The sequence below is a fragment of the Pseudomonadota bacterium genome (assembly GCA_039033415.1).
Lineage (GTDB): Bacteria > Pseudomonadota > Gammaproteobacteria > Xanthomonadales > SZUA-38 > JANQOZ01.
Window position 1 is genome coordinate 72,397 of the sequence record JBCCCR010000028.1, and the last position, 21,157, is coordinate 93,553.

At 62.9% G+C, this 21,157-nt stretch carries 18 protein-coding genes; 10 read left to right on the forward strand and 8 right to left on the reverse strand.

Translation table 11 applies throughout. The features are described 5' to 3' along the window. Positions 1 to 104: 104 nt before the first annotated feature. A complete protein-coding gene (gene acs / locus AAF358_20580) occupies positions 105 to 2,057 on the reverse strand; it encodes an acetate--CoA ligase (GenBank protein ID MEM7707959.1) in 1,953 nt (650 codons plus the stop codon). A gap of 341 nt (positions 2,058 to 2,398) precedes the next feature. Here acs and AAF358_20585 point away from each other — a divergent pair, with 341 nt between their 5' ends. The 5 genes from AAF358_20585 (at position 2,399) to AAF358_20605 (ending at position 9,208) form a co-directional block, all read left to right on the forward strand. After that, positions 2,399 to 3,598, forward strand: coding sequence for an HD-GYP domain-containing protein (locus AAF358_20585; GenBank protein MEM7707960.1), 1,200 nt, complete (start codon positions 2,399 to 2,401; stop codon positions 3,596 to 3,598). Next, on the forward strand, positions 3,595 to 4,902 hold the full coding sequence (locus tag AAF358_20590; protein MEM7707961.1) for a GGDEF domain-containing phosphodiesterase: 1,308 nt from the start codon (positions 3,595 to 3,597) through the stop codon (positions 4,900 to 4,902). The genes AAF358_20585 and AAF358_20590 overlap by 4 nt, the downstream gene beginning before the upstream one ends. Before the next feature lie 156 nt (positions 4,903 to 5,058). Further along, positions 5,059 to 6,855, forward strand: coding sequence for a CHASE domain-containing protein (locus tag AAF358_20595; GenBank protein ID MEM7707962.1), 1,797 nt, complete (start codon positions 5,059 to 5,061; stop codon positions 6,853 to 6,855). A 17-nt stretch (positions 6,856 to 6,872) separates the two neighbouring features. Further along, positions 6,873 to 7,343, forward strand: coding sequence for a response regulator (locus AAF358_20600; GenBank protein ID MEM7707963.1), 471 nt, complete (start codon positions 6,873 to 6,875; stop codon positions 7,341 to 7,343). Continuing rightward, complete coding sequence (locus AAF358_20605) at positions 7,340 to 9,208, forward strand: EAL domain-containing protein (protein ID MEM7707964.1); 1,869 nt, start codon at positions 7,340 to 7,342, stop codon at positions 9,206 to 9,208. Before AAF358_20600 ends, AAF358_20605 begins: the two co-directional genes overlap by 4 nt. On the opposite strand, the gene AAF358_20610 is transcribed toward AAF358_20605, so the two are convergent. From AAF358_20610 to AAF358_20625, 4 genes are all read right to left on the reverse strand, one after another. Then, positions 9,198 to 10,292: an NAD-dependent epimerase/dehydratase family protein gene (locus tag AAF358_20610; protein MEM7707965.1), complete on the reverse strand. Its 1,095-nt coding sequence runs from the start codon at positions 10,290 to 10,292 to the stop codon at positions 9,198 to 9,200. The two genes, AAF358_20605 and AAF358_20610, sit on opposite strands and share 11 nt — an antisense overlap. Before the next feature lie 100 nt (positions 10,293 to 10,392). After that, the gene (locus tag AAF358_20615; protein MEM7707966.1) at positions 10,393 to 11,652 is read right to left on the reverse strand and encodes a ferrous iron transporter B; all 1,260 of its coding nucleotides are present in this window, start codon (positions 11,650 to 11,652) and stop codon (positions 10,393 to 10,395) included. Continuing rightward, positions 11,546 to 12,583 (reverse strand): FeoB small GTPase domain-containing protein, encoded by a 1,038-nt coding sequence (locus AAF358_20620; GenBank protein ID MEM7707967.1) that lies wholly within the window; start codon positions 12,581 to 12,583, stop codon positions 11,546 to 11,548. The genes AAF358_20615 and AAF358_20620 overlap by 107 nt, the downstream gene beginning before the upstream one ends. Positions 12,584 to 12,599: 16 nt before the next feature. Further along, positions 12,600 to 12,863 (reverse strand): FeoA family protein, encoded by a 264-nt coding sequence (locus AAF358_20625; GenBank protein ID MEM7707968.1) that lies wholly within the window; start codon positions 12,861 to 12,863, stop codon positions 12,600 to 12,602. A 281-nt stretch (positions 12,864 to 13,144) separates the two neighbouring features. On the opposite strand from AAF358_20625, the gene AAF358_20630 reads away from it, so the two are divergent. Further along, positions 13,145 to 13,558 (forward strand): DUF1330 domain-containing protein, encoded by a 414-nt coding sequence (locus AAF358_20630; protein ID MEM7707969.1) that lies wholly within the window; start codon positions 13,145 to 13,147, stop codon positions 13,556 to 13,558. Positions 13,559 to 13,719: 161 nt separating this feature from the next. Here AAF358_20630 and AAF358_20635 read toward each other — a convergent pair whose 3' ends face one another. Next, complete coding sequence (locus tag AAF358_20635) at positions 13,720 to 13,911, reverse strand: hypothetical protein (protein MEM7707970.1); 192 nt, start codon at positions 13,909 to 13,911, stop codon at positions 13,720 to 13,722. A gap of 159 nt (positions 13,912 to 14,070) precedes the next feature. Here AAF358_20635 and AAF358_20640 point away from each other — a divergent pair, with 159 nt between their 5' ends. After that, positions 14,071 to 15,147 carry a transporter gene (locus AAF358_20640; protein ID MEM7707971.1) on the forward strand — a complete coding sequence of 359 codons (1,077 nt, stop codon included), beginning with the start codon at positions 14,071 to 14,073 and terminating at the stop codon, positions 15,145 to 15,147. Positions 15,148 to 15,402: 255 nt separating this feature from the next. On the opposite strand, the gene AAF358_20645 is transcribed toward AAF358_20640, so the two are convergent. Both AAF358_20645 and AAF358_20650 read right to left on the reverse strand, forming a co-directional pair. After that, positions 15,403 to 16,482: a DUF6607 family protein gene (locus AAF358_20645; protein MEM7707972.1), complete on the reverse strand. Its 1,080-nt coding sequence runs from the start codon at positions 16,480 to 16,482 to the stop codon at positions 15,403 to 15,405. Between the two features lie 213 nt (positions 16,483 to 16,695). Next, a complete protein-coding gene (locus AAF358_20650; GenBank protein ID MEM7707973.1) occupies positions 16,696 to 17,397 on the reverse strand; it encodes a carboxymuconolactone decarboxylase family protein in 702 nt (233 codons plus the stop codon). A gap of 76 nt (positions 17,398 to 17,473) precedes the next feature. Here AAF358_20650 and AAF358_20655 point away from each other — a divergent pair, with 76 nt between their 5' ends. From AAF358_20655 to AAF358_20665, 3 genes are all read left to right on the forward strand, one after another. Further along, the gene (locus AAF358_20655; protein ID MEM7707974.1) at positions 17,474 to 18,214 is read left to right on the forward strand and encodes an SDR family NAD(P)-dependent oxidoreductase; all 741 of its coding nucleotides are present in this window, start codon (positions 17,474 to 17,476) and stop codon (positions 18,212 to 18,214) included. A gap of 136 nt (positions 18,215 to 18,350) precedes the next feature. After that, a complete protein-coding gene (locus AAF358_20660) occupies positions 18,351 to 18,818 on the forward strand; it encodes a (2Fe-2S)-binding protein (protein MEM7707975.1) in 468 nt (155 codons plus the stop codon). After that, positions 18,815 to 21,088 (forward strand): molybdopterin cofactor-binding domain-containing protein, encoded by a 2,274-nt coding sequence (locus AAF358_20665; GenBank protein MEM7707976.1) that lies wholly within the window; start codon positions 18,815 to 18,817, stop codon positions 21,086 to 21,088. The genes AAF358_20660 and AAF358_20665 overlap by 4 nt, the downstream gene beginning before the upstream one ends. The last annotated feature ends 69 nt before the right edge of the window (positions 21,089 to 21,157 follow it).

Sequence of the window (21,157 nt, forward strand, 5' to 3'; positions counted from 1 at the left end):
CCCTGCGGTCATTGAACAATCCCGCATTATTAGCGGGAATCTGTTAAGACCCCGCGAAGAGTGCGGGGTTCCAAAGACCCAACACCCTTCGTCGACGCTCGGCCCTAAGGACGATTCTGACGGTTTTCCACCAGCTGGTCGACGACGGACGGGTCTGCCAAGGTCGAAGTATCACCCAGATTGTCATAGTCGTTGCCGGCAATCTTGCGCAAGATGCGCCGCATGATTTTGCCGGACCGGGTCTTGGGGAGCCCGGGCGCCCACTGCAGCAGATCCGGTGTGGCGATGGGGCCAATTTCTTTTCGCACCCACCCGTTCAGTTCCTGGCGCAGCTCATCGCTGCCCTCGCGACCCTCCATCAACGTCACGTAGGCGTAGATACCCTGGCCCTTGATATCGTGCGGGTAGCCGACCACCGCCGCCTCGGCCACCGCCGGATGTGACACCAAGGCGCTTTCCACCTCGGCCGTCCCCATACGATGCCCAGAGACATTCAGCACGTCATCGACCCGGCCGGTGATCCAGTAATCACCGTCGGCATCGCGCCTCGCGCCGTCTCCGGTGAAATAGCATCCTTCAAACGTTGAGAAATACGTATCGACAAACCGCTGGTGGTCGCCGTAAACCGTTCGCATCTGGCCCGGCCATGAGTCGGTGAGCACCAGATTTCCCTCCGCGGCACCGTCCAGAACGTTGCCCTCGCCGTCGACCAGCGCGGGCATCACCCCAAACAGGGGACGGCAGGCGGATCCGGGCTTCAGCTCCGAAGCGCCCGGCAGCGGGCTGATCAAAATCCCGCCGGTTTCGGTTTGCCACCACGTATCCACGATCGGGCAGCGCTCTTCGCCGACCACCTTGTAGTACCACTCCCAGGCTTCCGGATTGATCGGCTCGCCCACCGAGCCCAGGATTCGCAGGGTTTCGCGATCGGTGTCCTCGACCGGCTCGTTGCCTTCCCGCATGAGGGCGCGAATGGCCGTCGGCGCCGTGTAGCAGATATTCACTTCGTGCTTGTCACAGACCTCCCAGAGGCGGCTGGCGTCCGGGTAATTGGGCACCCCCTCAAAGAGCAGGGTGGTCGCCCCGTTGGCCAATGGCCCGTAAACAATATAGGTGTGGCCGGTGACCCAGCCGACGTCGGCCGTGCACCAATAGATGTCGCCGGGGTGATAGTCAAAGACCAGCTCATGGGTGAGCGAGGCGTAGACGAGATACCCGCCGCTGGTGTGCAGCACGCCTTTGGGCTGCCCCGTCGAGCCCGACGTGTAGAGAATAAAAAGCGGATCCTCGGCGCCCATCTCTACCGGTGGGCAGTGCTCGTCGACGTCCTCCGCCAGCTCGTGGTACCAGTAGTCCCGGTCGTCTGACCACTCAACCTTGCCGCCGGTGTTGCGCACCACCAGAACATGATCGAGGTTGTTCATTACGCCGTCGCGCTCGCAGGCTGCGTCAGCGTTGGCTTTCAGCGGTACAGTCTTGCCGCCCCGGACACCCTCGTCAGCCGTGATCAGCAGGCTCGATCGACAGTCGTTGATCCGCCCGGCAAGCGCGTCCGGGGAAAAGCCGCCAAAAACGACCGAGTGCACGGCACCGATCCGGGCACAGGCCAGCATGGCCACCGCGGCCTCCGGAATCATCGGCAGATAAATGGTGACCCGATCACCCTTGTCGACGCCGAGCTTGCGCAGCACGTTGGCGAAGCGGCAGACGCGACGGTAGAGCTGGCCGTAGGTGATCTCTTCGTCGTCATCCGGGTCATCACCCTCCCAGATAATCGCGACATCGTTGGCCTTGTGTGGCAGGTGCCGGTCCACGCAGTTGGCGCAGACGTTGAGCGTGCCGTCAGCGAACCAGCGGATGTGAACGTCGTCGCGGGCATAAGAGACGTCCTTGACCTCGGTAAACGGTTTCACCCAGTCGATCCGCCCGGCCTGTTCCCGCCAATAGTCTTCGTTATCCTCGACCGATCGCTGATAGCCGGCCTGGTAGTCATCAGCGGTGACCCAGGCGCGCTGCGCAACGGCAGGCTTAACCGGGTATCGATGGGTTTCACTCATGTTGTGGTTCGCTGCGGTCGAAGGTTAAGTCGATGATAGCAAACGATAAACCCGGCATCGGCCATCGGCACCGGCAACCGCTCGGAAAACGCCTGCTGTTGCAAATGTTCACGCTCTTGGCGCCCGATGGAGGGGCCGCAAGCTCAGACTCTGAGGGCCGACAGAAAACGGTGAACCCGGCGGGCTATCTGCGGACCGACCTGCAAGTTCACACTTGTTTTGACCGCCAGCGCAGAGGCGGGCTTCGGTTGCGCGTATCCTAAATTATTCCCGGCTTGGGCCGAATATCGGCGTTGGTCACTCATTTTTTGGATTGCAGCCCAGGTTCGGTTGACGACCCCATGACGCAGGAAAACCCCTACGAAAAGCAGGTCACGCCCGACGAACTCAAGCCGGGCATGTTTGTGTCCCGGCTGGATCGACCGTGGATTGAGACGCCTTTCCTCCTGCAGGGTTTCGAGATTCGGGGGATCGCTGACGTGGAGCAGGTGCGTCGCCTGTGCCGCTATGTGTTCATCGACGTCGAACGGGGCAATGACATCACCCCCGCCCGGCTCGATACACGGCCGCTGTCGAAAGGAGCGACTACCCTCACCCAATCGCAGGAGGAGCTGCCGCGGGCTCGGAAGGCACTGGAACGCACCTCTCTTGAGCTGACCGGCGTGCTGCGGCAGGCGGCACGCGGCCGGCGGGTGCGGCTCGACAGACTGGAAAGCCGTATCGTTTCTCTGGTCGACAGCACGCTGCGCAGCACGGACGCGTCGCTGCTGCTGGCCCGGCTGCGGCGCAAGGACGACTACGCTTACAACCACGCGCTCTGCGTTTCAGTCTTTGGCGTGGCGTTGGGAAAACAGCTGGGTCTTGAGCGCAGCGAGCTGGAGCAGCTGGCGCTCTGCGCGTCGCTGTTTGACATCGGCAAGACCCGGATCAGCGACGAGCTGCTCCAGAAGCTGGAGCCGATCACCTCGGAGGAGCGCCAGGAGCTTCAGCGACACGTCGACTACGGCGTCGAAATTCTCAAGCAGTCCGGGGCTGACACGAGCGTTATCAGCGTGGCCAGCGATCATCACGAGCGCTGTGACGGGACCGGCTATCCGAAGGGGCTGACCGAGCCCGACCTCTCCCTTTTCGCGCAAATTGTCGGCCTGGTGGATACCTACGACGCCATGATGAGCGACCGGGGTTACCGGGCGGCCAACTCGCACGAAAAAACCGTGAATACCCTCTACCAGGAGCGCCACAAGGCGTTCAACGCTGAACTCCTCGAGCAGTTCATCCACTGCCTCGGGACGTATCCGGTCGGTTCGCTGGTTGAACTCAGCAGCGGCGACGTTGGCATCGTCATTCAGCAGAACGGCCTGCGGCGCCTGCGGCCGCAGGTGATGTTGGTTCGAGACGCCGACGGCCAGCCGATCGAACACTACCCCGTGGTGAACCTGCTGACGGAAACCACCGAAGAGACCGGCGAACCGGTGGCCATTACCCGCACGCTGGAGTGCGGCGCCTTCGGTATCGATCCGACCGACTACTTTCTGCAATGACCACCGAAGCAGCCGACTTCCTGCGGCCCCTGACCCGCGCCGAGCTGGCCGCGCTGGCGGAACGCCGGTTTGTCGACGGCGGCGACCGGACCGGATTGCTTCTAGCCAATCTGATCGGCTTCGATCATACGAACGCTACGCTTGGCTACCGCGCGGGAGAGGCGTTGCTCGCAGCGGCGTGTCGGGGCCTGCGCGAGGCTTTTCCCGGACCAGACCAGGTGGTACCCGTGGGCCACGGCCAGCTCGCGGTGTTTGTGCCCGACCTCAAACACCCAAACCACGCGCTGCTGGCTGCGAGCAAGGTCCAGCGCTGCCTGGAGGCACTGGAGCGCACTCACCGAGGCCCGCGCTTTCGCCCAACGCTTGGCGTGGCCGTCTTTCCCGACCACGGCAGCACCGCTTGCCAGGTGCTCCAGTGCGCCGATCAGGCGCTCGAAGAGACCTCTATGGGGCTCAGACCCGTTCAGATGCTGGCCTTTGGCGTCGAGCGACCGGTCCATCCACTCGCCCGCGCCGAGGCGCTGGAGCACGCCATCCGTAACAATGAGCTGCAGCTGCATTTTCAGCCACAGGTCATCATGCAGACTCAGCAGCGCTGGGGTGCCGAGGCCCTGTGTCGCTGGGAGGCTGACGACGGCCCGGTGTCACCCGAGGTGTTTATTCCTCTCGCCGAGACCTGTGGTCTGATTCGGGAACTGACAACCTGGACCCTGAACGCCGCGCTGAAGCAATGGCGCAAGTGGCAGCCCGCCTGGCCCGACGCCAGAGTTGCGGTCAATCTTTCTGCCAGCGTGCTTCACGACCAGGAGCTGGTGCCGCAGGTTCAGGCGTGCCTCGGCATCTGGCGCGTGCCGCCCGAGTGCCTGGTGCTGGAGGTCACGGAGAGCGCTCTGATGGCCAACCCCGACCTGGGGCTGGAGACGCTCAGGTCGCTGCAGCAGCTCGGCGTGCGGCTATCGATCGACGACTTTGGAACGGGCTATTCATCAATGTCGTATCTAAGCCGCTTCCCGCTGCATGAGCTCAAAATCGACCGATCGTTTGTCATGACGATGTCCAGCGACTCCAGCAATCGCAAGATCGTGCGCACGGTGATCGACCTGGCCCACAAGCTCGGGCTCGAGGTGGTGGCCGAGGGGATTGAACAGCGGGATGCGTTCGACACGCTGGTCGCCCTGGGCTGCGAGCGGGGTCAGGGCTACTGGATTGGCAAACCGGGGCCAGCCAGCCAGCTGCTGGGCACCGTGCCCGACTCAGCGGCCCAGGCCGGAGGACGGGTCCGCGAAGCCGGCACGGGCGGCTGATCAAACCGCCGTTTTCCTGCTAAAGGTCTGTCGAGCCAGACCGATAAGCTAGCTATTGTAGTTACCAGGGTCCAGTCATGACTCAGCGCCAGCCGTTGGCCCGCGAGGCAAGCGGCGCAAACCCACGCCAAACGCTTAGCCTTTCTTGAGACGCAAATGCTAGTCGGCCAGCAAGAAGATAGACAGAAGCCAGCGGACGCGCCCCCGCTGGAGCTCGAGTCGCGCTCCATTCGCGCGACGCTGCACTGGTTCCACTGGCTGGTCCTTGCGATGTCGCTACTGGTCGCCGTCGGCGCCGCCCATCTCAGCCAAACGCATGTCGACGACCGTATCGCCGACGACTTCCAGCGCCAGAGCGATCTGATTCTGAAGCTGGTAGCCGAACGCATGCGCAAGTACGAGCTCGGCCTGTCGGGCGGCGTCTCGGCCATTCAGGCCAACGGCGGCGCCGTCACGGAGCGCGGGTGGCGCGTTTTTCAACGGTATCTCAGAATCGAAGAGCAATATCCGGGCATCAACGGTATTGGCGTAATCATGCAGGTCGACCGCGAAGCGCTGCCGGCTTTCCTGGCTCAGCAGCGGGTGACTAGACCCGACTTTCGCGTCTACCCAAGTCATAAGCATAACGAGCTACTGCCGATTGTTTACGTCGAGCCTCTGGCAGCAAACAACGAGGCGGTCGGCCTGGACATGGCGCACGAGAGCACTCGCTACGACGGCGCCAAACGGGCGCGCCGCAGCGGCGCCGCGCAGATCACCGGCCCAATTGTCCTGGTCCAGGACTCTGGAAAAACTCCGGGCTTTCTCTTTTTTGTGCCTTACTATGACGACTCCCCGGAGGCCGCCACGCTGTCCCGCACGGAGCGCTTTCTGGGCCTGGTCTACGCCCCGTTCGTCGTTGAGAATCTTATGGCGGGAACGTTAGGGCAGGCCCAGCGGCTGGTCTCACTGCGGGTGCGGGATGGAGAGCAGGTCCTCTATGACGAGGCCTTCAGCGAAAAGACCGTACCCACCAACCCCAGCCTGGTGCAAAGCGCCCATCTTCCCATCTATGGGCGCACCTGGACGTTCGACCTGATGGCCACGCCTGAACTGATCGCCAACCATCAAACCGCGGAACCGTTCATTATTCTTTTCGGCGGCATCGGGATTGACCTGCTGCTGCTGACGCTGTTTTTGCTGATGGCACGATCGAATCGAAGGGCCCGGGAAATGGCGATCAACATGAATGCCGAGTCTCGACGCCGAACGCTGGCCCTGGAGCGATCCAACCAGGAGTTGGAGAAATTTGCCTATGTGGCTTCCCACGACCTCAAGGCGCCGCTCAGGGCTATCGATCAGCTCGCGGACATCGTGATTGAGGATGCCGCTGACGCCCTTCCCGCCGAAAGCCGGGCCGATCTCGAGCTCCTCAAAGGCCGGGTCGGTCGGATGGATCGCCTGCTCTCAGGCCTGCTGGACTACTCGCGGATCGGTACCGGTGAAACCGAGACGCAGGAGCTCGACGTCACCCGCGTGGTGCGGGATATCGTCGATCTACAGGGGCTCGATGGCCAGATCACCGTCGATTTCGCCCGCCCAGTGGGATCAATCTTTGCCCCGCGAGCCGTCGCTGATGTTGTCTTCCGCAACCTTATCGGCAATACGGTCAAACATCATGACCGCGATCAGGTTCACATCCGGATCGACTACGCGCTCGGCACGCGATTCGATACGCTGACCTACACCGATGACGGGCCGGGTATTCCCTACGAATTCCGTCACAAGATCTTCGAGATGTTTCAGACGCTGCGCCCCCGAGACGAGGTTGAGGGGAGCGGGATGGGTCTCGCGCTGGTCCGCAAAGCGCTGGAATCGGTCGGCGGCACCATCGAACTTCTCGAACGCAGCGGCCGCGGAGCCAGCTTTCGGATCTGCTGGGCGCGTCCGGTCGACCAGCGGCAGGCCGCCTGAGACGGAACGCCAGCGCGATGTATCGAAATTCCAAAGACGTCAGCATCCTCCTGGTCGAAGATGACGATATCGACGTTCGGGTGATCGAGCGAAGCTTTCGTAAATGCGGTATTGCCAGCCCGATCGTCAGGGCAAAAGACGGGCTTGAGGCGCTCGAAATCCTCCGCGGCAGACACTCGCCCGAGTGGCCTTTTATCGTCCTGCTGGATATCAACATGCCCCGGATGAACGGCCTTGAATTCCTGGGTGAAGTTCGCCGGGACGCGAGCCTGGCCGGGATCACCGTGTTTGTGCTGACCACCTCGGAAGCGGAGCGCGACAAGTTTGCTGCCTACAGCCAGCATATCGCCGGCTACCTGTTGAAGTCCGACGGCGCCGATCAGTTTCTCGACGTCATCAATCTGATCGGGCAGTACCTCGAAACCGTCCGCTTCACCGATCAACCGCTGGAAAAGCAGGCTCTGCTTGACGCGGCAGGTCCACGATGATCGACCCGACGCTCAACGCTGATCCCGAGCAGCCGCTTCGCGTTCTGCTGGTGGACGACGACAGCGTCGATCGGCGAATTATCAGCCGTTGCCTGAAGAAGTCCGGCCTGACGGTGGAGGTTAAAGAAACCTTTGAGGTTGAGGAAGTTGAGCGGCTTGCGAGGTCGGGTGAGTACAGCTGCGTGCTGATGGATTTTCGCCTGCCTGGCGGTGAGTCTTTCGAGCTGTTTCAGTCTTTATTCAGCGAGAGCTGCGAAGAGCGGGCCGGAATCGTGTTGCTCACGGGGCGCGGTGACGAACGGATCGCGGCAGAAGCCATTCAGCGAGGTGCGCAGGAGTACCTGCCGAAAGCCGAATTAACGCCGGTTACGCTGCGTCGGGCGATCGAGGGGGCCATGGAAAAGGCCAGTCTTTCCCAGCAGCTGGCGCAGCGGGATAAGCAGCTGCACCGCATGAGCTTTTACGACAGCTTGACCGGCCTCCCAAACCGACAGCTATATATGGACCGACTAGAGCAGCAGTTTCGGCACGCAAGCCGGGACGGCGAGGAGTTTGCGGTCCTGATGATGGACCTCAATGGCTTCAAGCAGATCAACGACAGTTTTGGCCATCAGGTCGGGGACGAGCTGCTGGTCGAGACGGCGAAACGACTCAAAGGCGCCATGCGCGAGTCGGACTCCGTGGCGCGACTCGGCGGGGATGAGTTTGCGGCGCTGCTGCCAAAAACCGGCAGCGTCAGCGGCTGCCAGAGCGTGGCGGAAAAAATTCGTCGCGCGTTCGCTGGCGACTTGATCATCGACGGCAACGCCCATCGCGTTGGGATAGCGATTGGTGCAGCCATCTACCCGCGCCACGGGGCCACTCCTGCGGAGCTCCTTCAGACGGCCGACCTGGCGATGTATGAAGGGAAACGCGATCGTGCTCAGGAGCTGGTCTGCGGCCCCGGAAAAGGGTCTGAAGATTACCGGCAGACCTCCGTGGTGGATCACCTCGATGGAGCGCTCAAGGCTGAGGATCAGCTGTTTTTGGTCTATCAACCCAAACTCTGCCTCGAGTCAGGCCAAACTGTCGGCGTCGAAGCCCTCCTGCGCTGGCAGCATCCGACGCTCGGCCTGGTGGCGCCCAAAGAAATCGTGCCGGCTGCGCAGCGGTCAGCGACAACGCTGGTCAACCTGACGCAAAAAACTCTCGACTTGGCATTACGGCAGGCGTCAGCGTGGGCCGACGCGGGACGGCCCGCCGAGCTTTCCGTAAACCTGTCCGCGTCGCTGCTGCAGCAGCCGGCCGCGGCCCGCCAGGTGTGCGGTTGGCTGGCGGATCAGCAGACGAACGCGGGACAGCTTTGTCTTGAAATCACAGAAGATGCCCTACTGCCCGACCCCCACGGCGCCAGCGACATACTGAAAACGATTGCGGCGCTGGGCTTTGCCATTTCGATTGATGATTTTGGCAGCGGCTTCTCTTCGCTGAAGCTCCTGCGTGACCTGCCGATTAGCGAGCTGAAAATCGACCGACCGTTTGTTAAAGCGGCGGTGGACCAGGGCGACAGCAGCGTGGTGGATTCGGTGATCAGTCTCGGGCGGTGTTTTGATGCCCGGGTGGTTGCCGAAGGTATCGAGGATCAGCGGATTCAGGACCAGCTGGTCAGCCGTGGCTGCCGGTTCGGCCAAGGATTTCATCTGGCAAGTCCCATGACGGCCGCAGAGCTGGATACCTGGTGGACCCATCAACGCTCGACGCCGGTGTTGTTTCAAGCTGCCAGGCTCCGGCGACTACCCGTCCAGGACCCGGCGCTCGGCGCCGCCTGGAACGACCCGCCGACGACGAGCGAGCGGGGCTTCGGGAATCGCCGATCTAGCCGGTGATGCGGCTGATGGCCTCCTGCTCCTGATCCGCGGTCGGCCAGCGCCGTGCCGCAGCCTTTCGGTCGGCGGGCTGGGCGCTCCACCAGGCCTGTAGATCACCCGCCGTTTCGGCCAGCGAGCGCATGCCCAGACCAGCATCGAGTGCCGCAGACGAATCGACATGTCGCGACCAGTCGCGGGCCGCCATCATGGGTAGCTGCAAGGACATCGACTCGAGCAGCTCAGCGCTAGGCCAGTGAAATTGTACCGGCGCCGAGGACATGGCGCGCAGACCCCACATCAACCCTTCGTTGGTAACCTCGGAGCGCGGGCCTGCCGTGTTGAACGTCCCGAAGGTTCGACTCTCAGCGAGCTCAACGATGAACGAGGTGAGGTCCCGGACGTCAATCCACTGTGCCTCGTACCCCGGACCTGCCGGAGCCAGCACGTCTCCGCCGCGATTGATGCGGTCGACCCAGTAAGTAAAACGGTCGGTGGTGTCGCCGGGCCCGACAACGTACGTTGGCCGAACCAGCGTCGCCTTGTCACCGGCAACGTCCAGCACCACGCGATCACATTCAGCTTTGAGCGGTCCGTAGGTGTCCCCATTAACCTCTTCGGTATCCGGTACATCCGACCAAAGCGGGCTTTGATTGGACAGCACTCGGGATTCCCCCGGTTCCCCGTCGGTGTCATAGACCGCAACGGTCGAGATATAGAGATACTGGTCGCAACGGTCCCGGAGGAGTTTCGCGCTGTCGCGCACGTGGCGCGGCACGTAGCCTGAGTTGTCGACGACCACGTCCCAGCGTCGGCTGCCTTCGAGCGCTTGCAGCCCGTCGCCAACGTTGGCGTCGCGATCGCCGGTCAGCTCTTCAACCCGCCCGCCGAACTGCCCCTGCCGGCGGCCTCGGTTGAAGAGGGTGACCTTGTGCCCACGATCGAGCATTCGATTGACCTCGTGAGGTCCGATAAAACCCGTACCGCCGAGCACGAGGATTTCCAAGGGTTTTGCGGCCCTGCCCACGGCGCCTGCCTGAGAAAAGAGGCTTGTTCCCAAAACGCCCGCGACACTTTGACCCAGAAAGGCTCTTCGTGAAGTCATGATTCGATCCCCTTGAAAATTATCAGAATTGTGGCCGACATCATGACGACTCTCGGCAGCGGGCGCCACCGAACCCCGGCTGGTTCACCGGTGTTCCGAGTCAGGTGAGCCGGCTGCCGACCTGATATATGAGTAGTGCGGCGACATAGCCGAGGCCGGTCATGTAGCACCAGGCGAAGATTGGCCAGCGCCAGGAGTTGGTTTCCCGACGTATCACCGCCAGGGTTGCGGCACACTGCAGGCATAGCGCCATGAAAACCAGCAGCCCGATGACTACCGGCAGCGTGAACAGCGGGCTCCCGTCCGACCGGGTCGCTCGACGCAGGCGGTCGGCCAGCGTGGCCTGTTCAGCCTCATCCCCCACCGCGTAGATGGTGCCGAGCACCGCCACCACCACCTCCCGTGCGGGAAAGCTGGCGATGACGGCCGACGTGATCCGCCAATCCCAGCCGAGCGGCTCAAAGGCCGGTTCCACCGCACGACCGGCTCGCCCAAGCCAGCTTTGCTCCATCTGCCTTGCCGCACCAAGGTTATCGATCGCCTCAACCCCCTCGGCACGTTCAGCCTCGGAAAGCTCAGCCGAAAGAGCGCGCTGCCGGGGCTCGACGTACTCGTCAATGTCGTAGCGGGGAAAGTACAGCAGGGCCCAGACGATCACAGTCACCGAAAAAATCAGCGTACCGGCACGCTTCAGAAACACCTTGACCCGGCCCAGCAGCTGGATCAGCACAGTGCGCGGATTCGGAACCCGAAACTCCGGCAGCATGAGCGCAAACGTGGCGTTGGCTCCCCGCAGCGCGGTTCGCCGCATAATCAGGGCCGTTGCGATCCCCATCACAATCCCGAATAGATAAAGGCCCAGCAATACCAGCCCCTGCAGATTGAGAAAGCCGATCGGCGTCGCCGGCACAAACGCGGCGATCAACAGCGCGTAAACCGGCAGCCGTGCTGAGCACGTCATAAACGGCGCAGCGAGGATTGTGGCGATGCGATCGCGCCGAGAAGGAATCACCCGGGTCGCCATAATCCCCGGTACCGCGCAGGCAAAGCTGGAGATCATGGGAATGATGGACTGGCCCGACAGGCCCACCGAGCGCATCACGCGGTCGAGCAGGTAAGCGGCGCGAGCCAGGTAGCCGCAATCTTCCAGCAGCAGGATAAACAGAAAGAGAATGACAATCTGCGGGAGGAAAATGACGACGCTGCCAACCCCGGCTATGATCCCATCGGCCAGGAGGCTGCCGAGCGCACCGTCACCGACCGCACCCAGCACCCAGGCGCTTAAGCTTGAGGTGGCTCCGTCGATCAGATCCATGAGCGGCGTGGCCCAGGCAAAAACCGCCTGGAAAACGATCGCCATGACCAGAAACAGTCCGAGGGTCCCGGGTACCGGGCGATTGAAAAACTCGCTGACGCGCGCGCCCAGGCCGGCGACCCCGCTGCCCCGACTTTGGACTTTGAACCTCATCGAGCACGTTCCGGACCCAGCCATAGCGAATACGGGCCTCCTGTGCGAGCGCGGGACTCCCGTTGAACACCGCAGCGCTGCTGGCCGCTACCGACTCCGGCGCCTGGTGAGGATCGGTTCCCGGCTTCGCGGCCGCCGCGTCGACCAGATCTCGAGCCACGGCGGCCAGCTTGAGCGTGCCGACTTCCTCACCGGCCAGCCGACGCGCCTCTTCGAAAAGCTCCGGCCAAACCGGCTGAAACGCCACCGGCTCTTGCTCGGCTACCGTCGCAAGCGCCGCGCGAAGCGCGGCTATGCCGGCGCCGCTGGTGGCCACCACCGGATGAATCGCCACGCCGCCCAGCAGCTTACTGAGCTTGTCGCGGTCGATCGCAATCCGCGACCGCTCTGCCGCATCGCTCATCGTGAGCGCCACCACCAGCGGGAGGCCCAGCTCCAGCAGCTGCTGCAGCAGGTAAAGCCCCTGATAGAGATTGGTTGCGTCGACGACGGCGAGCACCGCGTCGGGCGCCCGCTGGCCAGACTGCCGGCCGAACAGCACGTCGGCAGTGGTTCGCTCCTCCTGGGAGAATCCGCTGAGGCTATGCAGCCCAGGCAGATCGATCAGCTCCAGCCGCTGCTGCTCAACCTGGAGATTGCCCACGTGGCGTTCGACCGTGACTCCCGGAAAATTGCCCACTCTCTGCTGGAGGCCGGTCAAACGGTTGAACAGCGTGCTCTTGCCGCCGTTGGGTGTACCCACCAGCGCAATGGTGGGTTGGCCGCGGCGGCGAACCGGGATGTTGTCCGCCGAAATGCGGATCGTTTGGCTGGTGGCGCTCAAGGTCTTGGAAGTTGCGTCAGGCGTCCGTGACCGAGAAGCAGCGAGCCTGCTCCCGCCGCAGCGAAATGCTTAGCCCGTGGACCCGAAATTCTGTTGGGTCGCCGCCGATGGCGCTGTGGCCGCGCTCGACGACCACCCCTTCCACCAGCCCGAGCGTCATCAGCCGCTGCACCATGGGGTCAGCATCGTCAATGGCGTCGATAACGGCACGATCGCCGCGCTTGAGCGTCGCTAGCGTTCGGTCGAAATTTACCACTGCTGGCGTCTTGGGAAAGTTCATAGCTTAACGATCTCGGGCGACGTGATGGTTCGCGCAAACGGTGCTTCTACGCCAAATGATAATAATTCTCATTAGATACTTCAACTGCGCTAAGCGCGACAGTATCGCCTCTCTCACCCTGAATTCGCCACAGGGGCATTGCGCGTTGGCCAGCGCAACGCAAAGAGAGAGCGCAGCTGTCAACATCAGCAATAACCGTAGGATGATGCGTATTGCGTGTTGCGGCGGGCCCGGTTCATACTTCCTGCTAACTGAATCGGTAACGCCAAACGGGGTTTTCTGTGGCAGACCATGTCGACCCTCAGCGCGAGCAGTTCGAGCAATTTAAGGCGCTTCCGCGAGATGCACCGGTCATGATGCTCAACCTGATTGCCCTCCATGCGCAGGCCCGCTATGACGATGGCCGGCAGGCCACCGGCGCTGAAGCTTACGCCAGCTACGGTCTTGAGAGCGGCCCAATTTTTCGCCGGGTTGGCGGTGAGATCATCTGGCGGGGCGACCCGGAGGTGACACTGATCGGCCCAAGCGACGAACACTGGGACCTGGCTTTTATCGCCCGCTATCCAACCGCCGGAGCGTTTCTGGAAATGGTCACCGACCCGGCCTACCGGGTTGCCGTCAAACATCGTCAGGCTGCCGTAAAAGACAGTCGGCTGGTAAGGATGGCCGACCTGCCCGCTGGAGAGGGCTTTTAGTGGGCCGCCTGCAAAAAGCCGCCCTTTTTTCGCTCGCGCTCCGACTCCTTTTCGCCGCCGGCTTTATGCCGGCCTCCATCGAGAGCGGCTGGCTCGTTACGGTCTGCCATCAGGGGCTGCCAGAGGGTGCACTGCACCATGGGACGACCTCCGATCACGGCTCACATGGGAGCGCGCATCATCAGCATGCCCATACGCACGCCCCCGATGCCCCCCCTGCCAACGATGACGAGCTCCCGGCTGCGGCTCTCGACTCCAGCGATTTCTGCCCGCTTGGCGGCGGCCTGGACCAGCCGACCGCGGCCGATAGCCCAATCCTGGAATCGCTCGCGCTTGCGATACCGGCCCCTCATCGGCCGCTTGCCATTCGGTTTGACGGGCAGCGCCCTCGTACGCGCCCACCCATCCGCGGACCACCGCAACCTTCCTGAAACGACCAAAAACCCATTTTGTTGAAGGAACGCGTCCGCGCCAAGCGGCGTGTCCTGCTGTTTCATTGAGAAGGAAAAAACATGAATACCAGCCAGATATTGAGCCGGCTCACTTTGCTGTGCGTCAGCATCACGGGTACCGCACTCGCTGACCACGACGACAACGTCAGACCCGACTCCCACGCGCCGATCGGCGTCATGGGAGACCATCTGCACAAGAAAGGTGAGTGGATGTTCAGCTACCGCTATATGCAGATGTCGATGGACGACCTGTCCGACGACGGCGACAGCCTGTCGCCAGAAGAAATCGCCACAACCGCCGTGAACCCGTTCTTCGGTGCGCCCGGTCAGCCGCCCACGCTGCGAGTGGTTCCCACCGAAATGACCATGGACATGCACATGGTCGGCTTTATGTATGCCCCGACTGACCGGGTCACGGTGATGGTGATGGGCCAATACATCGAGAAAGACATGCAGCACATCACCTTCCGCGGACCCCGCGGTACCGACCGCCTGGGGAACTTCACCACCCGCAGCAGCGGGCTGGGTGATACCCGCGTGTCCGCCTTGATCGGCCTTCGCCAGACTGAGAGCAGCACCACCCACGCCACGGTGGGGCTGTCGCTGCCAACCGGCTCGACCGAGGAGCAGGACGACGTGCTGGCGCCGACCGGCATGCGGCCAACGCTGCGCCTGCCCTACCCCATGCAGCTGGGCTCCGGCAGTTACGACCCCATCCTCGGCGTGACCCACGTGGAGTTTCGTGACCGCTACTCGTTTGGCGGCCAGTGGACCAGCGTGCTGCGCATCGAGGACAACGACGACAGCTATCGCTTCGGCGATGAGCACACGGCGACTGGCTGGCTGGCGTGGCAGGCAAACAGGCAGCTCAGCCTCTCAGGCCGCCTTAGCTGGCGCATGCAGGGTGACGTGGACGACCGGGACCAGCGAATCATCGCTCCCGTGCAGACCGCCGACCCGGATCGCCAGGCAGGCCGACGTATCGACCTTGGCCTGGGCCTGAACTGGGCCGGCCAGGGCGACTGGCGCGGTCACCGGTTGTCGCTGGAGTGGCTGGTCCCGCTGGACCAGGATCTCGACGGGCCACAGCTGGAAACAGAGTGGACCGCTACGCTGGGCTACCAGTACGCGTTCTGAGTAATACCGGGCACGAGCAGCGGCCGGCGTGAGTGTCGGCCGCTGTTTCTTGCGGCGAGACGGGTAGCGTCAACGGGCGACCGAATTCGCGGGGCTGACGATTCCCGCAGGCGCTTCGTAGCCACGCCCAACGACCCGAAAAAGAGGAACGGCATTGCCCTGCGGAGTGCAGCGCGCGGCGATCAGTACCGCTGGTTTCCCGCCAACACCCGCGGCCGGCCAGGGTAGCCGGCCGCGGGGACAGCTTGGCGAGGCCTAAGGGGAGACCTCAGCCAGGGGATGGGAAGCGTTGATTGCTGGTTCAACCCACTCGTTCAGGACAGACTCGATGGCTGTCAGCTGTTCCGCCACAGACATATCTTCCACCTTTTCCGCGTGGCCGAAGGTGGCCTGGATGATCGGCATGCCGTCTACCTCTGTGTTAATGACCAGAGGCGCAGCAGCTTTTAGGCGAACGTCCCAGGCGGCTCTCACGCGAGACCAGTATTCATGGGTTCTGGACCAGTAGGTATGCGCCGGCGAGAAGTCAAAACCGCTGAGAGACCGGTAATCATTGAAGCCGTGCTCGCGCACCAGCATCCGCTCAACCGTCTCTCCATCGCGTACGGTTTTTGTGTTGTCCTGCTCGTGAGTCCAGCCGTTAGGCGTCACCGTATGGCGATTGATTGCCTGCAGCACATTGTAGTCGTCCCGCTTGGTGTATTCGCGCCTCGGTAGCGGACGTGAAGTCTGATCGCTAGTCCAGGTCGAGACCCTGTGACGGTGATCCCACCGGCCGGTGCCGCAATAGCGGGGTGCGTCAGAAACCTCGTAGACGCATTGCGTCCACGCTTTGCTGGTTTGTTCCTGCGGCAGCGGCCGTCTTGCCCAGGTCTGGTCGGACACAAACTCGAAACGCTCGGCTGCCTGCCACGTCCAATCCTGGCGCCAATGCTTAATCACGTACCCGCCATCGGTAACCAGGATGTGCTGAAGGACTATATGATCCGGCTCGTCGACCACCACCAGAACCGTTTCGTTGGCGCCCGAATTCTTATCCTCTTCCAGCTCGTAGCCTGCCTCCAGCGCAACCGTCTCCTGAAAATGGAACTTAACTCCGTAGTCCCCCTGCATCGCTAAAATCGCTGCCCGATCCTTGGCCTTGGTTCCCTCGGCCTGGGCGATGGCTGGATACCGCGGATTTGGCGTCTGGATCGGCTCTGACGCTGCGGTCGGCGAACCAACGTCAGAAATTCCCTGCGTTGGATCTACGACGGTTGTTCGAGCGGCGCATCCGCAGAGCGCGGTCGCGAGAATGACGGCAAATGCGTGTCGGAAAGGATGGCGTCTTTTCATCGGGGCATCTAGTTCTCTTCGAGAATTAGAATGCTAATGCTTTTCATTTACTTGTCAACGCACCATTATTTTCATGACACGGCCGTCTATTCTCTAAGCTGAATGCAGGCGCGCTCGGAGCCTGCCAAAAAAACGGGCACCCACGCTGACGACTTCTATCAACCGCGGTCCGCGGCACACGTCTGCGCAGAGAAGATCCCTGCTGGCCAACCGCTAACCGGGGGCTTTGCCGCTGGCCTCGTCAAAGCCGCCCTGACCCTCCAGCTCGGCCCAAACGCGAAAAGGCCCGGACGCTGAGACCTCGCCTTCGGTGATCAGCTCCTGCCAAACCCGGGCGGCCTGAGCAAAGTTGGGGACGCTCCCGGGGAACATGGTCAGGGCCAGCGCATGGGCCAGGTGCTGCTCATCAACACCGTCTGCATAGGCGGCGCGCAGCGCCCACCGCAGACCGTCGAAGTTGGCGAGACACGTTAACGCTGAAACCATCGCCAGGTGAGCCTGCTCGACGGTCAGGTCGCCGGCGGCCCGGCGAAGGGACTCGGCAAACGCCCGTTCCGCCCGCAACCCCGAGACGTGCGGCTCCCAAGCGCGCTCCACAAACTGCCAGCCCCGGCAGCCGCTGGCGACCGCCGTGACGGCCAGGAGGTCGGCGATCTCTTCGCTGGTGCCGCCGGCTTCCAGGAAACGATTCACGTGGTGGGTGGCTAGCCCCTCGCTTCTGGCGACCAGGATGGCGAGCCAGATGAGCTCGTGATCGTGCTCGCTTAAACGACGGGAATTAAACGCCAGCTGACCATAGAGCTGATCGTAGGCGTCCAGCACCTCCGGCATGGCTGTAGCCATCAGGCCATGATGCGGCAACAGGTAACCGCGTTGCCGGCGAATTTTTTCCAGCCGTTCGGAGAGTTCAGACATCAGCAGCCGGATTCCACGGATCCAAAGCCTGATGGTATATGCTCGTCCCGATGAAAAACCAGCCTGGGGAGTGGCGGTGAAATCGGAACAAGTTCTAGCGGGAAAGGTGGCGCTGGTAACAGGCGCCGCCCGGGGTATCGGCGCGGCAACGGCGCGCCTGCTGGCGCGCGATGGCGCGCAGGTCTTTCTCAGCGACGTCGGCGACTGCGCGCCCGTCGTGGACGAAATCGTCCAGGCGGGTGGAAAGGCGTCGTCCCATCCGCTCGACATACGCGACCGCGCCGGCTGCGCGGACCTGACCGGCGAGATCCTGAAGCGCTGCGGTCAGCTCGACTATCTGGTCTGCAACGCCGGCGTCTGCCCTGCCGGCAGCGTTGCGGGCGACTGGGACCAGTGGCGCTACGTGCTGGACGTCAACGTCGACGGCACCCAGAACTGCGTGGCGGCCGCCTGGCCGGCCATGAGTGAGGCCGGCTTCGGCAGCATCGTGCTGGTGAGCTCCATGGCGTTTTACCGAGGCGGCGTGATCGTGGGCAGCGAATACAGCGCTTCAAAGGGCGCGCTCATCGGGATGACCCGCCACCTGGCCCGCAACGGCGGCCCGCTGGGCATTCGGTGCAACGCGGTGGCGCCCGGCATCATCGACACCCCAATGACCGAAGATTTCGACAAACCCGAACTGGAAGATATTCCCCTGCGACGCCTGGGTTCCGCTGAGGACGTCGCTCATCCGATCCGTTTTCTCTGTGGACCGGAGTCGGCATACATGACTGGGACGGTGCTCAACGTGACGGGCGGTATTGTGCTCGCCGCCTGAGGCAACTCTTTTTCCCGCCTGGCCCGTCAAATTCGCCGGATTGAGCTGACCCCGCGACGGACCGTGGCCAGCGCCCTGTTTCTCTGCGGACACCAGCCGGTAGGCTAAGAGATCTCGGGCAGCAGCGGGCACGACCATGATCGAGTTCCAGGTTAACGGGCAGGCCGTTACCTTTTCCGGCGACACCAACACCCCTCTGCTCTGGGTCCTCCGCGACGAGCTCAAACTCACCGGCACCAAATATGGCTGCGGCATCGGCCAGTGCGGTGCGTGTACCGTTCACGTGGACGGTCGGGCGCAACGTTCCTGCATGCTGCCGGCAAACGCAGCGGATGGTCGCGATATCCGCACCATCGAGGGCCTCGCCGGGCCCGAGGATGACCTGCATCCGGTGCAGCAGGCCTGGCTCGAACTGGACGTACCGCAATGTGGCTACTGCCAGGCCGGTCAGATCATGGCCACCGTCGACTTTCTCAGTCGCGTTCCAAAACCCAGCGATGCGGATATCGACGCGCAGCACAGCAATCTGTGCCGCTGCGGTACTTATGTCCGCATCCGCGCCGCCATTCACCGGGCGGCCGAGCTGATGGCGGATTCGGCATGAGCGCCCGCCCCGAACAACACACACCGGAAAACGTCGGCCGCCGAAGTTTTCTCGTCAGTGGTCTGTGCACAACCGGCGCGCTGCTGGTCGGGGTGCCGCTAGGCCGGAGCCAGCTTCAGGCCTCTGAAATCGGGGCAGACGCCACACGGCAAATCGGTTTTTTCATCACCATCAAACCCGACGGCAAAGTGGTCATCGGCAGCAATCAGCCAGAAATCGGCCAGGGCGTGCGCACCGCGCTCCCGATGCTGGTCGCCGAGGAGCTGGACGTTGCCTGGGAAAACGTGTCGGTTACCTCGATGCCCCTGGGCATCGTCAAGACCGAGGACGGCTATACCTGGAAATACGGCGGTCAGGGCGTGGGCGGCAGCACCGGTCTCACGAGCAATTTCGATTTTATGCGCCAGGTGGGCGCGCAGGCGCGGCAGCTTCTGATCCAGGCCGCCGCTCGTCGCCTTAACGTGGAGCCCGAGGCCTGCCACACCGAACCCGGTGTCGTCGTGTGCACCGACCAACAGGTCACTTTGCCCTACGGCGAGCTGGTCGCGGATGCGTCAGCTTTAGCGCTACCCAGCGAAGACGTGCCGCTGAAGGCCAAGGCGGCTTACCAGATCGTGGGCCGTCGGCAGACCAACGTGGGAACGCTCGACATCATCACAGGCAAGGCCCGCTATGGCATCGATACGCAGCGGCCGGACATGCGCTATGCGGTTGTCGCCCGATCGCCGACCCTCAACGGTCGCGTTAAAAAAGTCGACGCGGCTGAGGCGCTGAAAACGCCAGGGGTGCTTAAGGTGGTTCAGCTGGAGGGACCGCAGGTCGGGGAGCCCTACAACATTCTGGCCAGCGGCGTGGCGGTGGTGGCGGAGTCCACCTGGGCCGCGATGCAGGGTCGCGAAGCGCTGCGGATCGATTGGGATGAGGGGCCCAACGCCACCGACAGCACCGATGTTTTTTGGGCGGAAAACCACGAGGCGCTCAAGGGCCAGGGGCAGGTTGTGCTGGACGACGGCGATTTCGATACAGCGATGAAGAGTGCGAGCACGGTACTGACTCGCCGCTACGAGGTGCCGTTCGTTTCGCACGCTCCGCTTGAGCCGCAAAACTGTTTTGCCCACGTCACGGAGCATCGCTGTGAGGTTGTCGCCCCGACACAGTCCCCGGCCGGCGCGTCGCGTGCGGCAGCGGCGGTGACCGGGCTGCCCCGCGAAAACATCCACGTGGAAATCAGCCGCTCAGGCGGCGGCTTCGGGCGGCGCCTCAGCAACGACTACGTCAGCGAAGCCGTCATGATCTCTCAGGAAACCGGCTGGCCCATCAAGCTCCAGTGGACCCGCGAAGACGACATGCAAAACGACTTCTATCGGCCCGCTGGGCTTCACGAGCTCACTGCCGGCATGGATAAGACCGGTGGCGTCACCGCCTGGAGTCAGCGACTGGCGAGCGCCAGTAAGTACTACCGGCGGCCCAACATGCCGGACGAAAATCTCTGGCAGGCCGAGCTCTATGTCGACGACTTTCCGCGCGCAGCGGTCGAGAACCTCCGTCTCGAATACTTTCATCACGCCATCGGCCTCCCGCGCGGCTCCTGGCGAGCCCCGGCCCACACCGCTAACGCCTTTGTCATTCAGAGTTTCATCGACGAGCTGGCCCACGAGTCCGGTCAGGATCCTTTGGCCCTGCGCTTGGCATTGCTGGAGCGAGGCGGCGAGCGCCCGTACAGCAACCACGGCGGCCCCCGGTTCAACCCGGCCCGGCTGGCTAAGCTGACTCGATTTGTGGCCGACCGCATCGGCTATGGTCAATCCCGCCCGGCAGGCCAGGGGGTCGGCATTGCAACCCACTTCACCTTCGGCGGCTATGCCGCCCACGCCATAGAAGTAGCCGTCGACGCCGACGGCGGCCTGGAGCTAAGGCGCATTGTTGCCGCGATCGACTGCGGCCTGGCGGTGCATCCGAGCGCGGTGGAAGCCCAGCTGCAGGGCGGCACCATCGACGGCATTAGTACGGCGCTCGGGCTGGAGATTACGGTTCGAGACGGCCGGGTGCAGCAAACCAATTTTGACGCCTACCCGCTCGCGAAAATTGCGACATTCCCGGTGAATTTTGAGAGCCACATCCTCCCGTTCGACGATACGCCGACGGGCGTTGGTGAGATGGGCATTCCGTCCGCTGCGCCGGCATTAACCAACGCGATCTACGCCGCCAGCGGCGTGCGCATTCGTCAGCTGCCAATCGGGGATCAGCTGGTCCGGGCGCGGCCAGCCTGATTGCGCCTATCCGGCGTGGGCTAGTCCTAGAACCGGTTGTGTAGGGCTGATGACCATCTGAAGACGTCC

What these genes read in the sequence shown, in the direction of transcription:
- acs (MEM7707959.1), bottom strand. Translation starts at nt 2,057, where the DNA reads ATGAGTGAAACCCATCGATACCCGGTTAAGCCTGCCGTTGCGCAGCGC.
- AAF358_20585 (MEM7707960.1), top strand. Translation starts at nt 2,399, where the DNA reads ATGACGCAGGAAAACCCCTACGAAAAGCAGGTCACGCCCGACGAACTC.
- AAF358_20590 (MEM7707961.1), top strand. Translation starts at nt 3,595, where the DNA reads ATGACCACCGAAGCAGCCGACTTCCTGCGGCCCCTGACCCGCGCCGAG.
- AAF358_20595 (MEM7707962.1), top strand. Translation starts at nt 5,059, where the DNA reads ATGCTAGTCGGCCAGCAAGAAGATAGACAGAAGCCAGCGGACGCGCCC.
- AAF358_20600 (MEM7707963.1), top strand. Translation starts at nt 6,873, where the DNA reads ATGTATCGAAATTCCAAAGACGTCAGCATCCTCCTGGTCGAAGATGAC.
- AAF358_20605 (MEM7707964.1), top strand. Translation starts at nt 7,340, where the DNA reads ATGATCGACCCGACGCTCAACGCTGATCCCGAGCAGCCGCTTCGCGTT.
- AAF358_20610 (MEM7707965.1), bottom strand. Translation starts at nt 10,292, where the DNA reads ATGACTTCACGAAGAGCCTTTCTGGGTCAAAGTGTCGCGGGCGTTTTG.
- AAF358_20615 (MEM7707966.1), bottom strand. Translation starts at nt 11,652, where the DNA reads ATGGCGATCGTTTTCCAGGCGGTTTTTGCCTGGGCCACGCCGCTCATG.
- AAF358_20625 (MEM7707968.1), bottom strand. Translation starts at nt 12,863, where the DNA reads ATGAACTTTCCCAAGACGCCAGCAGTGGTAAATTTCGACCGAACGCTA.
- AAF358_20635 (MEM7707970.1), bottom strand. Translation starts at nt 13,911, where the DNA reads ATGAGGGGCCGGTATCGCAAGCGCGAGCGATTCCAGGATTGGGCTATC.
- AAF358_20640 (MEM7707971.1), top strand. Translation starts at nt 14,071, where the DNA reads ATGAATACCAGCCAGATATTGAGCCGGCTCACTTTGCTGTGCGTCAGC.
- AAF358_20645 (MEM7707972.1), bottom strand. Translation starts at nt 16,482, where the DNA reads ATGAAAAGACGCCATCCTTTCCGACACGCATTTGCCGTCATTCTCGCG.
- AAF358_20650 (MEM7707973.1), bottom strand. Translation starts at nt 17,397, where the DNA reads ATGTCTGAACTCTCCGAACGGCTGGAAAAAATTCGCCGGCAACGCGGT.
- AAF358_20660 (MEM7707975.1), top strand. Translation starts at nt 18,351, where the DNA reads ATGATCGAGTTCCAGGTTAACGGGCAGGCCGTTACCTTTTCCGGCGAC.
- AAF358_20665 (MEM7707976.1), top strand. Translation starts at nt 18,815, where the DNA reads ATGAGCGCCCGCCCCGAACAACACACACCGGAAAACGTCGGCCGCCGA.